A 14,231-nucleotide genomic window follows, 5' to 3' on the forward strand; every position below is an offset into this window, starting at 1 on the left:
AGACCCTCACATGACTCAAGACAACTTGCAAGCCACCATCGACGCCGCCTGGGAAAACCGCGCCAACCTGTCGCCCGCCGCAGCGCCCCGGGAAGTGCTTGATGCCGTGGAACACACGATTGATCAGCTCAACAACGGCAAGCTGCGCGTGGCAACGCGTCAAAGCGTGGGCCAGTGGACAACGCACCAGTGGATTAAAAAGGCGGTGCTGCTGAGCTTTCGGCTGAAAGACAACGAAGTCATGCGCGCCGGCGACTTTGGTTTTTATGACAAGGTGCCCACCAAGTTTGCCCACCTGAGCGAAGATGAAATGCGCGCCACCGGCGTGCGCGTGGTGCCGCCTGCGATGGCGCGGCGCGGCAGCTTCATCGCCAAGGGCGCGATCCTGATGCCCAGCTACGTCAACATCGGCGCTTATGTCGATGAAGGCACGATGGTGGACACCTGGGCTGCTGTCGGCTCGTGTGCCCAGATCGGCAAAAACGTGCACCTGTCGGGTGGCGTCGGCATTGGCGGCGTGCTCGAGCCGATGCAGGCCAACCCGACCATCATTGAAGACAATTGCTTTATCGGCGCGCGCTCTGAAATCGTCGAAGGCGTGATCGTTGAAGAAAACTCGGTGATCTCCATGGGCGTGTACATCGGCCAGAGCACGCCGATTTACGACCGCGAGCTCGACACCGTGAGCTACGGCCGCATTCCGGCCGGCTCTGTCGTGGTGTCGGGCAACCTGCCCAAGGCGGGCGGCAAGTACAGCCTGTACTGCGCGGTGATTGTCAAGCGCGTCGATGCCAAAACGCGCGCTACGACCAGCCTGAATGATTTGCTCCGCGACTAGAGATTTGGCCCCCACGCTTGTCGCTTCGCGTACTTTGCTGCCCCCCGAGGGGGCGGGCCTTGCTTGGGGCGGCCCGACGCGGCGGCCGCTGGCTGGTTTTGCTGCGCCGGGCTTCGACCCAATTTCAATCAACGAGGGTGGATCATGAGCACGATGGAAAGAATTCTGCGTTTGATGGTGGAAAGAAAGGCGTCGGACGTCTACCTATCGGCGCACTCGCCCGCCCTCATCAAGATCAACGGACACGCGCTTCCCATCAATTCGCAGCTGCTGCCGGCCGAGGCACCGCTCAACTTGCTGGCCGAAGTGTTGCCGCCCGAGCGGATTGAAGAGCTGAGAGAAATCGGCGAGCTCAATATGGCGCTGCCGGTGGCGGGTTTGGGCAACTTCCGCATCAGCGGCTTTCGCCAGCGCGGCAGCTATGCGGCGGTGATTCGCTACATTCCAACCGACATTCCGGCGCTGGCCAGCCTGAAGCTGCCGCCCGTCCTGTCCGAGCTGATCATGGAAAAGCGCGGCCTGTTGCTGATGGTGGGCTCCACCGGGGCGGGCAAAAGCACCACGCTGGCGTCCATGCTGGATTACCGCAACGCGACTGCCATGGGTCATATCCTGACGATTGAAGACCCGATCGAGTTCATGTTTACCAACCGCAAATCGGTGGTTAACCAGCGCGAGGTGGGCAGCGACACGCAGTCGCTGCAGGTGGCACTGAGAAATGCGTTGCGCCAGGCGCCCGACGTGATTCTGATCGGCGAGATTCGCGACCGCGAAACCATGTCGGCGGCCATTGCTTATGCGCAGTCTGGCCATTTGTGCCTGGCCACCATGCACGCCAACAACAGCTACCAGGCGCTCAACCGCATTCTGAGCTTTTATCCGGTAGAAGTGCGCAACACCATGCTGGGCGACCTGGCCGCGGCGCTCAAGGCCATCGTGTCGCAGCGCCTGCTACGCACGCTGGACGGCACGCGCACGCCGGCCGCTGAAGTCATGCTCAACACCAAGCTGGTGGCCGAGCTGATTGAAAAAGGCGACTTTTCGGGCGTCAAGGAAGCGATGGAAAAATCCATGGCCGAAGGCTCGCAAACCTTTGAAGAAGACATCGCCCGGCTGATCATGGACAAAATCGTCACGCGCAAGGAAGGCCTGCAGTATGCCGACTCGCCAACCAACCTGATGTGGCGTCTGGAAAATGATTTTGCGGTGGCCCATACGCAGGCGCAGGAGCTGCATGACGACCACGATGACGAACCGAGCTTCACGGAAATTACGCTGGATGTCAGGCACTGACCATGTCCCGAACACTTCACCTTGCTGAGCAGCTGATCGCACGCCCTTCCGTCACGCCCGACGACGCCGGCTGCCAGGAGATTCTGGCGGCGCGGCTGGCGTCGCTGGGCTTTCAATGCGAAACCATTGTCAGCGGCCCGGCAAACGCGCGCGTCACCAATCTCTGGGCAAAAAAGGAAGGTTTTATCCCGCTAGCCCAATCAGGACGGGCGCAAGCAGCTATTGAATCAATAGCACTCCAGGCACCGCCCAAACCACTGATCAAAACCCTGGTATTTGCCGGCCATACCGACGTGGTGCCCACGGGACCGCTGGAGCAATGGCTCAGCCCGCCGTTCACGCCTAGCCGGCGCGACGGCAAGCTGTACGGGCGCGGCGCCGCCGACATGAAGACGTCGATTGCGGCGATGGTGGTGGCGGTCGAGGAGTTTCTGGCCGACCAGCCGCAACCGGCGCTGTCGATCGCCTTCCTGCTCACCAGCGACGAAGAAGGCCCAGCCCTCGATGGCACGGTGAAGGTCTGCGAGCAGCTGAGCGCGCGCGGCGAGGTGCTGGACTACTGCATCGTCGGCGAGCCGACCTCGGTCGACCAGCTCGGCGACACGATCAAGAACGGCCGCCGCGGCACCCTGAGTGGCCGGCTCACAATCAAGGGCGTGCAGGGCCACATCGCCTACCCGCACTTGGCCAACAACCCGATTCACCGCTTTGCGCCTGCCCTTAGCGAGCTGGTGGCGACCGAGTGGGACCGTGGCAATGAATTCTTTCCCGCCACCAGCTGGCAGGTGTCGAATCTGCACGGCGGCACCGGCGCGTCCAACATCATTCCCGGCGAGCTGGTGGTGGACTTCAATTTCCGCTTTTGCACCGAGTCCACGCCCGACAGCCTGCAGCAGCGCCTGCAATGCGTTTTGCACCGGCACGAGCTGGAATATGACCTGAAATGGACGCTGGGCGGCCTGCCCTTTCTGACCACGCCGGGCGCGCTGGTCGAAGCGGTTCGAGGCGCCATCCAGGCCGAGACCGGCCTGGATGGCGCGCTTTCGACCAGCGGCGGTACCAGCGACGGCCGCTTCATCGCCAAAATTTGCCCGCAGGTCATCGAGTTCGGCCCGGTCAATGCGTCGATTCACAAAATCAACGAGTGCGTCCTGGTGGCGTCGCTCGATCCGCTGAAAAACATCTACAGGGGCGTGCTGGAACGGCTGGCGGCGCCATGAGCGCTGAAATGCCCGTGACGGTACAGGCGCTGGTCGAGCAGATGGCGGACCGGCTGGAAGCGGCGGGGCTGAGCTATGCCGACGGCTTTGGGCAAGGCACCACCAACGCCTTCGACGAAGCCGCCTGGCTGGTGCTGTGGCAGCTGGGGTTGCCGCTCGACGACCTCGACTCAGTGGCAAATCAGCCTGTAGCCCAAGCAGAGCGGGCGCAAGTAGCTATGCTTTTGGAAGCACGCATCAGCACCCGCAAGCCCGCCGCCTACCTGACGAACGAGGCCTGGTTGATGGGCGTGCCCTTTTATGTCGACGAACGCGTGATCATTCCGCGCTCCCTGATTGCCGAGCTGCTGGTGGACGTCAGCATTGACCCCTGGCTGAACGAAGAAACCCGCCGCGTGCTGGACCTGTGCACCGGCAACGGCAGCCTGGCGGTGCTGGCGGCAATGACCTATCCCGACGTGAACGTAGATGCCGCCGACATCAGCCCGGACGCGCTGGCCGTGGCGCGCATCAATGTGGAGCGGCACCAGCTGGCCGGCCGCATCAGCCTGATTGAATCGGACGGCCTGGCCGCCTGCCACGGACTGACCAACGGCGGCTACGACCTGATTTTGTGCAATCCACCCTATGTAAACGCTGCCAGCATGGCCGCCCTGCCCGCTGAATTCAGGGCCGAACCAGCGCTGGCGCTGGCCGGCAATAGTCTTGGCGGAAGCGACGGCATGGACTTCATTCGAGGCCTTTTTCTAAACGTTGCCGCGCAAATGAACGAAAATGCAGTATTGGTGCTGGAAATAGGCCACGAACGCGCCAATTTCGAGCGCGCCTTCCCTCACCTTGCGCCGCTCTGGTTTGAAACCAGCGCTGGCGCTGACCAGGTGATGTTGCTGACCCGGGAACAATTGGCCTGAAAGCTAGCTTGAATTTTGGCAGCCGCCCTGAAGGTGCGGCGTCAGGTGCTCCCCGTTTAATCCTCTTGAGTCTTTGAGTCTGTTTGTTTAAATGATTACCCTTAAAAATGTGGTGCTGCGTCGCGGCTCCAAAGTAATTCTCGACAGCGCGTCTGTCACCCTCAACCCGGGCGAAAAAATCGGCCTGGTGGGGCGGAACGGCGCTGGCAAATCCTCGCTGTTTGCCATGCTCAACGGCACGCTGCACGAAGACGGCGGCGAATACTACATTCCCGCGCAATGGAAAATGGCGCAGGTCGCGCAGGACATGCCCGAGACCGAGCAAAGCGCCACCAGTTATGTCATCGAAGGCGACGTGGTGCTGCTGGCCGCGCAGACCGAGGTCGAGGCAGCCGAAGCCAGCGGCGACGGCGACCGCATGGCGCACGCCTACATGGACCTGTACGACTCCGGCGCGCATGACGCGCAGGCGCGCGCGCAGGCACTGATCCTCGGCCTGGGCTTCAAGATCAACGAACTCGACAACCCGGTCAACAGCTTTTCCGGCGGCTGGCGCATGCGCCTGCAATTGGCGCGCGCGCTGATGTGCCCGTCCGACCTGCTGCTGCTGGACGAGCCGACCAATCACCTGGACCTGGACGCGCTGGTCTGGCTTGAAGCCTGGCTCAAGCGCTACCAGGGCACCATGCTGGTGATCAGCCATGACCGCGAATTCCTGGACGCGGTGACCGACGTGACCGTGCACATCGAAAGCGCCAAGCTGACGCGTTACGGCGGCAACTACAGCAAGTTTGAAGACCTGCGCGCCGAGCAGATGGCGCTGCAGCAAGGCGCTTTTAACAAGCAGCAGGACAAGATTGCCCACCTGCAAAAATTCATTGCCCGCTTCAAAGCCAAGGCGAGCAAGGCCAAGCAGGCGCAAAGCCGCGTCAAGGCACTAGACCGAATGGAGAAAATCGCGCCGCTGCTGGCCGAAGCCGATTTCACCTTCGAGTTCAAGGAACCGGCGAATCTGCCCAACCCGATGCTGTCGATGCAAAACGCTTACTTCGGCTACCCCGCCCCTGAAGACGCGCCCGAAGGCACGCCGCCCACTGTGATCGTGCAAAACGTCAGCAAATCGGTGCTGGCCGGCCAGCGCATCGGCATTCTGGGCGCCAATGGCCAGGGCAAGTCGACGCTGGTGAAAACCGTGGCGCGCGCCCTGGCACCGATCAGCGGCGACATGACCGAAGGCAAGGGCCTGAACATCGGCTACTTTGCCCAGCAGGAACTCGACGTGCTGCGCCTGGGCGACAACCCGCTGGAGCACATGATCCGGCTCGTCAAGGAAGTCAGCGCCGCCGGCAAGATGGGCAATCAGCCTACGCGCGAGCAGGACTTGCGCAGTTTTCTGGGCAACTTCAATTTTGGCGGCGACATGGTCAAGCAGGCCGTCGGCTCCATGAGCGGCGGCGAAAAAGCCCGGCTGGTGCTGTGCATGATCGTCTGGCAGCGCCCCAATTTGCTGCTGCTTGATGAGCCGACCAACCACCTTGATCTGGCCACGCGTGAGGCGCTGTCGATGGCGCTCAATGAATTTGAAGGCACCGTGATGCTGGTCAGCCACGACCGCGCCTTGCTGCGCGCGGTTTGCGACGAGTTCTGGATGGTGTCACGCGGCGGCGTCGAACCGTTTGACGGCGATCTGGACGACTACCAGCGCTATTTGCTCGACGAGGCCAAGCGCCTGCGCGAGGAAGCCAAGAAAACCAACAGCAGCGCCGCTGCGCCCGTTGCTACTAAAAACGTAGCTGCCAGTGAAGTTGCAGCCAACGCATCGAATACTAAAAGCAATTCGGATACGCATAAAAATTCCAGCAAGAAAGAGGAAGCCCAGCGGCGCCAGCAGCAGTCGGATGCCACCAAGCCGCTGCGCAAGGAGCTGGAAAAGATAGACCAGAAGATGCAGTCGCTCGGCACCGAGCAAGCCAGTTTGCAAACCTTGCTGACCAGCACCAGCGTCGCCGCGGAAATTGTCCAGACCGGCAAACGGCTGAAGGCCATTGAAAACGAACTGGGTACGCTGGAAGAACGCTGGCTGGCGTTGACCGAGCAAATTGAGGTTGCTACGGTCTAGCAGGATTTTTTCGTCAACTTGTCACCCACCTGAAAGGCTCTTGATTCATGCCCACCGCCCTGCACATGGCCGCGGACGATGCGGCGCTGGAAGCCGCCGTCAAACGCAGCCGCAAGCTGCTCAACAAGCGCGCCATGGTGGCCGCCGTTGCCAGCGCGGTGCCGGTTCCGGGCCTGGACTGGGCGGTTGACGCGGCCCTGCTGTCCAAGCTGATTCCCGAAATCAACAAAGAGTTTGGCCTGACGCCGCAGCAGCTTGACCAGCTGGACCCGAGCAAACGTGAACAGGTTCAAAAGGCCGTGACCATGGTCGGTTCGGTGCTGATAGGCAAGCTCATCAGTCGCGATCTGGTCCTGAAGGCCGCCACCAAAATTGGCATGCGCCTGACCAGCAAGCAGCTCGCCAAGTACGTGCCCTTCGCCGGCCAGATCGTGGCCGCCGCCGTGGGCTATGCGGCGATTCGCTACTTTGGCGAAGAGCACATGAAGGACTGCATCCGGGTGGCCAGGCAGGCGCAGCTGGAACTCCCCCTGCTGGGCTATACCCCCTGAGCGTCGCGCCTAATCTCCTATCAAATTTGAAATGGAATTAGTCCTGGCGGCTTGCGCCTGGCTCGGCACTGGCCTGGTCGCTTCCCAGCGTGAAGTAAAACGTGCTGCCTTGGTCAACCGCTGAAGAGGCCCATATCTGTCCACCGTGCCGGCTGATGATGCGCTTGACCGTGGCCAGGCCAATACCACTGCCGGAAAACTCTTCCGGCGAATGCAGTCGCTGGAACGTACCGAACAGTTTGTCCGCATAGGCCATGTCAAATCCTGCACCGTTGTCCCTGACGAAATACACGGGCTGATGGTCGGCGCCAGTCTCCCGGCCTACCAAAATTTCAGCGCAGGGTTTTTTCGAGGTGAACTTCCAGGCATTCGCGATGAGGTTCTCCAGCACCAGTCGCAGCAGCGAAGGGTCCGCCCGCACCAGCAGGTCTGGCTCGACTGTCACCTGCACCACCCGCGCAGTGTCCTTCTCCATGCATTGCTGGACCACCGTGGTGGCCTCGGCAGTCATGTCAACCGCAGACCAGGTCAGGCTGGTGCGCGACAAATGGGCCAGCGAAAGCAGTCCATCCGTGAGTTCGTCCATGCGTCTTACCGCGTTTCGTATCCTGGCCAAATAGTGCTGAGCCCGCTCCCCCGCATCTAAAGGAAGCGCCTTTTGCAGCAAGGCGCTGAAGCCGTCGATAGTATTGAGCGGAGAGCGCAGATCGTGCGCCACGGAATATGAAAAGGCCTCCAGTTCCGTCATGGCGGACTTCAACTGGGCGGTACGCAATTGCACCCGTTGTTCGAGTTCGCAATTAAGGCAGAGAATTTCTTCCTGTTGTCGCCTGCGCTCTGTGATGTCGCGCCCGACGGCCACCCAGTGCGTGTATCTGCCCGATTCGTCGGCGATGGGCGCGATATCGATTTCCAGCCAGAGCTCCTTGCCGGTCTTTGTGTAGCTGACAATCTCCGAGCGCACGGGTTGCCACTTTTTCATGGCTGCACGAATTCGGTCCAACTCACGGCCCGGGGATTTGGGCCCCAACAAAAGCCGTGGGTTATTCCCGATGGCGTCGTCCCGGCCGTAGCCGGTGTACCGCTCGAAAGCATCGTTCACAAAAACGATTCGCGGACCCGGCTCGTCAGATGGCGCGGCATCCGTGATGATCACAATGTCATTCAATCTGGAGACTGCCGTTTCCAGCAGTCGCAATTGCGCCTGTTCCGAGCGCCTCAAGGTGATGTCCTGAAACGCACCTTGAATGCGGACTATTTGTCCTGCGGCATCACGAACGGCCTCCCCGGTCGAACTCACCCAGATTCGCCGCCCCGTGGCCGTGACTTTCGGCAACTCAAATTCGTAGGGAATACCTTGCTGCGCACAAGCCTCCACATAGGCGATCACCGTCGCCCTATGCTCTGGAAGAAAGAAGCCAATTCCCTCTTCCAACGTTGGTTTATAGCCTGGCGCTACGTCGTGAATAAGGCAGTTTTCATCGGACCATGTCAGCGTGCGATCCGGCAGATCGATGGTCCAGCCTCCAAGGCGCGCAACCCTGCCGGCGATGCGGATCATGGCGTGGTCTTGCTCCAGCAGCCCGGTGGCCTGTTTCAGGTCGTCAATATCGGTGTAAGTACCCAGCCATTGAGTCCTTTGGCCCGACGAATCACACAACGGGAGCGCGCGGCCCAGCATCCAGCGATAGACGCCGTCCGCCCGACGCAGCCGACATTCAATCTCATAGACCTCGCCACTTCCGGATGCTTTTTCCCAGAGCTGGGCAGCGCGCAGGCTGTCATCGGGATGAATCAGGCGGGCCGCGTTGTGACCCAGGCTCTCCTCTAGTGCCAGACCCGTATAGGCCGACCATTGTTGATTGAAGTAGATGTGCCGTCCATCCGGCAGCATCATCCAGACGATGTGGGGCATGGCCTCTGTGAGTCGGCGAAATTGCGCTTCGTTGCTGCGCTGAGCCTCCTCCGAGAGCGGGCGGCCAGCGATATCCAGTCCCGCGTCTGAAAGATTTATCGGCTTGATCATGCACACATTGTCTGCGGGCGCTGAAACCTGAACACCCAATTCAATGAATACCCCGCAACCGGCGCAATAAGCCGGTAATTGCGAGATATTTTGCTATTTGTAGGCCCCCTGGACGAAACAAAGATTCAGCTGAGTGATCGTTGACGTCCGCCATCAACCGGGCAGCACGTCAACAGTGCTGCGAATCAGCGCTCTTGGGAGGGTAGGAACTACCCACGACTTGATAGGGAAGCCTTGCGCCAAGTTGGGCTCTGCTGCGGTGAGCAGCGCCCATAAAATCCATAGAAAATGCCTGAAGCCCATATCTGACGGGCGCAAGCAGCTATTTAATTCATAGCAAACCGACTCAGGCAAACCCGCTGCGAGGCGGCTTCACGGGCCAGTACACACTGTCCCGCAGAGCAACCGGCCGCTGTTGGATGCGAAGGCTTGCGACTACCATGCAGGCAGTTTGACTCCAGGACCTGCACATGGCCACCCACACCGCCGCTAGCACCACTTCTGGCGCATCGCCCTACCCTCACCTGCTGGCCCCGCTGGACCTGGGCTTTACCACGCTGAAAAACCGCGTGCTGATGGGCAGCATGCACACCGGCCTGGAAGACGGGCGCAAGCATTTCCCAGCCATGGCGGCCTACTTTGCCGAACGCGCGCGCGGCGGGGTCGGGTTGATGGTCACCGGCGGCTTTGCCCCCAACATCGCCGGCTGGACCAAGCCCTTTGCCGGCATGCTGGCCAGCGCTGGCGCGGCGCGGCGTCATAAACAGGTGACCGATGCGGTGCATGCCGAAGGCGGCAAGATTGCGCTGCAAATTTTGCACACCGGCCGCTACGGCTACCACCCGCTGTGCGTGGCGCCCTCGCGCATCCAGAGCCCGATCTCGCCGTTCAAGCCGCGTGAGTTGAGCGCGGGCGGTATCGAGCGGCAAATCCGCGCCTTCATCCGCTGCGCCTCGCTGGCGCGCGATGCGGGGTATGACGGCGTCGAAATCATGGGCAGCGAAGGTTATTTCATCAACCAGTTTTTGGTCACCCGCACCAACCAGCGCGGCGACGACTGGGGCGGCAGCTATGCCAACCGCATGCGCCTGGCCGTCGAGATCGTGCGGCGCACGCGCGAAGCGGTGGGGCTAGACTTCATCTTGATTTACCGGCTCTCGATGATCGACCTGATCCCGGATGGCAGCAGCTGGGAAGAAGTTGTACTGCTCGCCAAGGCCGTAGCGGCGGCGGGCGCCACGCTGATCAACAGCGGCATCGGCTGGCACGAAGCGCGCGTGCCGACGATTGCCACCTCGGTGCCGCGCGGCGCCTTCACCTGGGTCACGCAAAAGCTGCGCACCGAGTTGCGTGCCGCCGGGCTGACTATTCCGCTGATCACCAGCAACCGGATCAACATGCCCGAGGTGGCCGAGCAGGTATTGGCCGATGGCTGTGCCGACATGGTCAGCATGGCGCGCCCTTTCCTGGCCGACCCCGAGTTTGTCAACAAGGCCGCGCAGAACCGCAGCCAGGAAATCAACACCTGCATTGCCTGCAACCAGGCCTGTCTGGACCATGCCTTCAAAGGCAAGCTGGCCAGCTGCCTGGTCAACCCGCGCGCCGTGCATGAAACCAAACTGCTCATCCGCATAACACCGGCCAAAAAACGCGTCGCCGTGATTGGCGCAGGCCCGGCCGGGCTGGCAGCCGCCACCACACTGGCCGAGCGCGGCCACCGCGTGACGCTGTACGATGCGGCCGGGCAGATCGGCGGACAGTTCAACCTGGCCAAACGCGTGCCTGGCAAGGAAGAGTTTGAGGAAACCCTGCGCTACTTCGGCCAGCGCATCGCCCGCAGCGGCGTCACGCTGCGACTGAACACGCGCGTGCAAACCGCCGAGCTGTTGGCTCAGAAATTTGACGAGATCATTCTGGCCACCGGCGTGACGCCGCGCAATCCACGCATCCCCGGCCAGGAGCATCCCAAGGTGCTGAGCTACATCGACGTGCTGCTGGGCCGCCAGCCGGTCGGCCAGCGCGTGGCGCTGATAGGCGCGGGCGGCATCGGGTTTGATGTGGCCGTGTTCCTCGTCACGCAGCCCGGCCACTCCAGCACACTCGACCTGCCGGCTTGGCTGGCCGAATGGGGCGTGGCCGACCCTGGCACAGTGCGTGGCGGCGTCGTCAAGCCCCACATCACCTCGCCTGCGCGCCAGGTGACGCTACTGCAGCGCAAGCCCGGCAAGCTGGGCGCCAACCTCGGCAAAACCACCGGCTGGATTCACCGCGCCGCGCTGAAGATGAAAAACGTTGAGATGCTGTCGGGTGTGAACTATGAACGCATCGGTGAAGATGCGAGCGGGGAAGCCTCAAGCCTGGGCCTGTTCATCACCTTTGGCGACAAGCGCCAAAACGGCACGCTGCTGAGCGTGGACAACATCGTGCTGTGCGCCGGCCAGGAGCCCATGCGCGAGTTGCTGGAGCCGCTGCGCGCGGCGGGCGTCAAAACGCATCTGATAGGCGGTGCCGACGAAGCGACCGAATTGGACGCCAAGCGCGCGATTGACCAGGGCACGCGGCTGGCGGCGGCCATCTAGCCAAAAGCAGATAGGCCAGTTTAATTTACTATCAGATTAATAGCTGCTTACGCCCGTTCTATATGGGCTAGAGGCCTTTTTTATTCGTTAATCTGGTACAAAATTGGCCTTGAACTTCAGTTCGTCTTCTGGCAGCTCCAGCGTGACCAGCTGTCCCATTTTGTTGTCGGCCAACCGGCAGGCGCCAAACAGGCTGTACTTGCCTTTGAGGCGGTAGCTTTCCATGTCAATCAGCATGTAGGGGTGGGGCACGAAGACCCGACACAAAAAAATCGTGCGGTGCCGGTTGCGCGGCGACGGGAAAAGCTTGTACTGCTGGTTGGTAATGATTTGAGATGAGGCCATGTTGGCTGCTGTCCGAAGTAATGCGCAAGCCTGTGACTGTAAGCTCTAGCCTGGGCTCTCAGCCTGAGGCCCCTTTTTTTATCCTGCCCCTCTCGCATGAAAGCTATGACCGAGCGCCACTTAACCCCCGACAAAGACCAAATCGCGCTGCTGGAGCCTTTTGACCGGCTGGGGCTGAACCAGATCCAGCTGGTGGCCAACGCGCAGCAAGCGGCCGAGGCGCTGCATGGACTGGGCGGCGTGACGGCGCTGGGGTTTGACACGGAGAGCAAACCCACCTTTGCCAAAAACGAGGCCTCTGACGGGCCGCACATCGTGCAGCTCTCCACGCTGGGCAGGGCCTGGATCTTTCAGCTCGAAGACGCCGACTGCCGGCGCGCCGTGGCGCAACTGCTGGAGGCGCCCGCCATCATCAAGGCCGGCTTTGGCTTGGGCGACGACCGCCGGCGCATCATCAGCAAGCTCGGCGTTGATCCGCGAGGCGTGCTCGACCTGAACACCGTGTTCAGGGAGCGCGGCTACCGCAAGGACATGGGCGTGCGCGGGGCGGTGGCGGTGCTATTCAACCAACGCTTCATCAAGTCCAGAAAAGCCACCACATCAAACTGGGCCAATGCGCGGCTGACCGAGGCGCAGCTCATTTATGCGGCCAATGATGCGTATGCGGCGCTGCGGGTGTTTGAGGCGCTGGGTCTGGGCTAAGGACGTGGGGCACAACCTGCCGGGCTGTATCGACCTGGATCAGTCGTATTGCGGCTTAGCGCTGCAATGAAAGCCCGGCCTTAATAATCCCCGCTAGAGCCGCTCGCCAGACTCTCAAACTTGGTAATGCGGTTGATAAACGCCAGCTTCACCGTGCCGGTCGGGCCGTTGCGCTGCTTGCTGATGATGACCTCGGCGACGCCGGGCTCCTTGCAGGCTTCCTTGGTGTAGTACTCGTCGCGGTAGATGAACATGATGATGTCGGCGTCCTGCTCGATGGCGCCGGATTCGCGCAGGTCGCTCATCATGGGGCGCTTGTCGGTGCGGGACTCGACGCCGCGGCTGAGCTGCGACAGGGCGACCACCGGGCACTGCAGTTCTTTGGCCAGCGATTTGAGGCCGCGAGAGATCTCGCCGACGGCGGTGGCGCGGTTTTCGTCGTTCATGCTGGTCGACACACTCATGAGCTGCAGGTAGTCGACCACGATCAGGCCGAGCTTGCCGCACTGGCGCGCCAGCCGCCTGGCATTGGCGCGCAGCTCGCTGACCGTCAGGCCGGCGGATTCGTCGATGTGCAGCGAGATGTTGCGCAGCTTTTCGATGGCTTCGGTCAGGCGCGGCCACTCTTCGTCGGTGAGCTTGCCGGTGCGCAGATGGGTCTGGTCAATGCGGCCGATCGAGCCGACGATACGCACGGCCAGCTGGGAGGCGCCCATCTCCATCGAAAACACGGCCACCGGCAGACCTTCGTTCAAGGCCACATGCTCGGCGATGTTGATGGCCAGCGCGGTTTTACCCATCGAAGGTCGTGCCGCCAGAATCACCAGATCGCCGGCCTGAAAGCCGGAGGTCATGCGGTCGAGGTCGTAAAAGCCGGTCGGCACGCCGGTGATGTCGTTGGGGTTTTCCGACATCTCGGTGACGCGATCGAGCAACTGCACGACCAGCGTGTCCATGCTCTGGAAGCCCTGCTGCATGCGCGAGCCCTGCTCGCCGATGTTGAAAATCTTCTGCTCGGCTTCGTCAAGAATGGTGGCGACCGCCTTGCCCTGCGGGCTGAAGGCGTCGGTGGCAATTTCGTCGCTGGCCTTGACCAGCTTGCGCAAGATGGAGCGCTCGCGAACGATTTCGGCGTAGCGGCGAATGTTGGCGGCGCTGGGCACGTACTGGGCCAGCGCGTTGAGGTAGCTCAGCCCCCCCACTTCGTCGGCCTTGCCGAGGTTTTGCAGGTACTCGTACACCGTGATGATGTCGGCCGGCTTGGAGGCGTTGATCAGCGCTTCGGCAGCGGCATAAATCAGCTGGTGCTCGCGTCGGTAGAAGTCCTGGTCGCTCAGCAAGTCGGCAACGCGGTCCCAGGCGCTGTTGTCAAGCAGCAGGCCGCCCAACACGCTGGATTCACCTTCAATCGAGTGCGGCGGAATGCGCAGTTGGGCGATCTGGCGGTCAGCGCTGTAGCGCGGATCGTCGAAGTTGGAAAGTACGGCAGACATGGGTTTCCTAGAGCAGTGCTAAATAGTAAGCCCGTCAGGGGAGCAGCAGGTGGACAAGCTTGTGGATAAGCGGGGGAAATCAGGTGGGAATGCAGCCTGAGAATGTGTACAAGCGGCAAACCTAAAGACCCAAGAAAAAAGCCGCTCCGAAGAG

General features: G+C 61.5%; 11 protein-coding genes. 8 read left to right on the forward strand and 3 right to left on the reverse strand.

Annotation, left to right across the window (positions count from 1 at the left end; translation table 11 throughout):
• The first annotated feature begins 10 nt into the window (after positions 1-10).
• The 6 genes from dapD (at position 11) to HHJ18_RS01340 (ending at position 6,932) form a co-directional block, all read left to right on the forward strand.
• A complete protein-coding gene (gene dapD / locus HHJ18_RS01315; RefSeq protein ID WP_296910769.1) occupies positions 11-838 on the forward strand; it encodes a 2,3,4,5-tetrahydropyridine-2,6-dicarboxylate N-succinyltransferase in 828 nt (275 codons plus the stop codon).
• 144 nt (positions 839-982) lie between these two features.
• On the forward strand, positions 983-2,131 hold the full coding sequence (locus HHJ18_RS01320) for a PilT/PilU family type 4a pilus ATPase (protein ID WP_296910771.1): 1,149 nt from the start codon (positions 983-985) through the stop codon (positions 2,129-2,131).
• A 2-nt stretch (positions 2,132-2,133) separates the two neighbouring features.
• Positions 2,134-3,351: a succinyl-diaminopimelate desuccinylase gene (gene dapE, locus HHJ18_RS01325; RefSeq protein ID WP_296910773.1), complete on the forward strand. Its 1,218-nt coding sequence runs from the start codon at positions 2,134-2,136 to the stop codon at positions 3,349-3,351.
• Positions 3,348-4,262 carry a 50S ribosomal protein L3 N(5)-glutamine methyltransferase gene (gene prmB / locus HHJ18_RS01330; RefSeq protein WP_296910775.1) on the forward strand — a complete coding sequence of 305 codons (915 nt, stop codon included), beginning with the start codon at positions 3,348-3,350 and terminating at the stop codon, positions 4,260-4,262. Before dapE ends, prmB begins: the two co-directional genes overlap by 4 nt.
• 91 nt (positions 4,263-4,353) lie before the next feature.
• Positions 4,354-6,381, forward strand: a complete 2,028-nt coding sequence (locus HHJ18_RS01335) for an ATP-binding cassette domain-containing protein (RefSeq protein ID WP_296910777.1) — start codon at positions 4,354-4,356, stop codon at positions 6,379-6,381.
• A 47-nt stretch (positions 6,382-6,428) separates the two neighbouring features.
• Positions 6,429-6,932 carry a hypothetical protein gene (locus HHJ18_RS01340; protein ID WP_296910778.1) on the forward strand — a complete coding sequence of 168 codons (504 nt, stop codon included), beginning with the start codon at positions 6,429-6,431 and terminating at the stop codon, positions 6,930-6,932.
• Positions 6,933-6,969: 37 nt separating this feature from the next.
• On the opposite strand, the gene HHJ18_RS01345 is transcribed toward HHJ18_RS01340, so the two are convergent.
• Positions 6,970-8,958, reverse strand: a complete 1,989-nt coding sequence (locus HHJ18_RS01345; RefSeq protein WP_296910779.1) for a PAS domain S-box protein — start codon at positions 8,956-8,958, stop codon at positions 6,970-6,972.
• 470 nt (positions 8,959-9,428) lie between these two features.
• Here HHJ18_RS01345 and HHJ18_RS01350 point away from each other — a divergent pair, with 470 nt between their 5' ends.
• The gene (locus tag HHJ18_RS01350; RefSeq protein ID WP_296910780.1) at positions 9,429-11,537 is read left to right on the forward strand and encodes an NADPH-dependent 2,4-dienoyl-CoA reductase; all 2,109 of its coding nucleotides are present in this window, start codon (positions 9,429-9,431) and stop codon (positions 11,535-11,537) included.
• Between the two features lie 87 nt (positions 11,538-11,624).
• Here the strand turns inward: HHJ18_RS01350 and HHJ18_RS01355 are convergent, their stop codons facing one another.
• Complete coding sequence (locus HHJ18_RS01355) at positions 11,625-11,882, reverse strand: hypothetical protein (RefSeq protein WP_296910781.1); 258 nt, start codon at positions 11,880-11,882, stop codon at positions 11,625-11,627.
• 105 nt (positions 11,883-11,987) lie between these two features.
• Here HHJ18_RS01355 and HHJ18_RS01360 point away from each other — a divergent pair, with 105 nt between their 5' ends.
• Positions 11,988-12,584, forward strand: coding sequence for a 3'-5' exonuclease (locus HHJ18_RS01360; RefSeq protein WP_296911878.1), 597 nt, complete (start codon positions 11,988-11,990; stop codon positions 12,582-12,584).
• A gap of 80 nt (positions 12,585-12,664) precedes the next feature.
• On the opposite strand, the gene dnaB is transcribed toward HHJ18_RS01360, so the two are convergent.
• Positions 12,665-14,077, reverse strand: a complete 1,413-nt coding sequence (gene dnaB, locus HHJ18_RS01365) for a replicative DNA helicase (RefSeq protein ID WP_296910782.1) — start codon at positions 14,075-14,077, stop codon at positions 12,665-12,667.
• Positions 14,078-14,231 lie beyond the last annotated feature (154 nt).

The sequence above is a fragment of the Polaromonas sp. genome (assembly GCF_012927455.1).
In the GTDB taxonomy this organism is placed as follows: domain Bacteria; phylum Pseudomonadota; class Gammaproteobacteria; order Burkholderiales; family Burkholderiaceae_C; genus Polaromonas.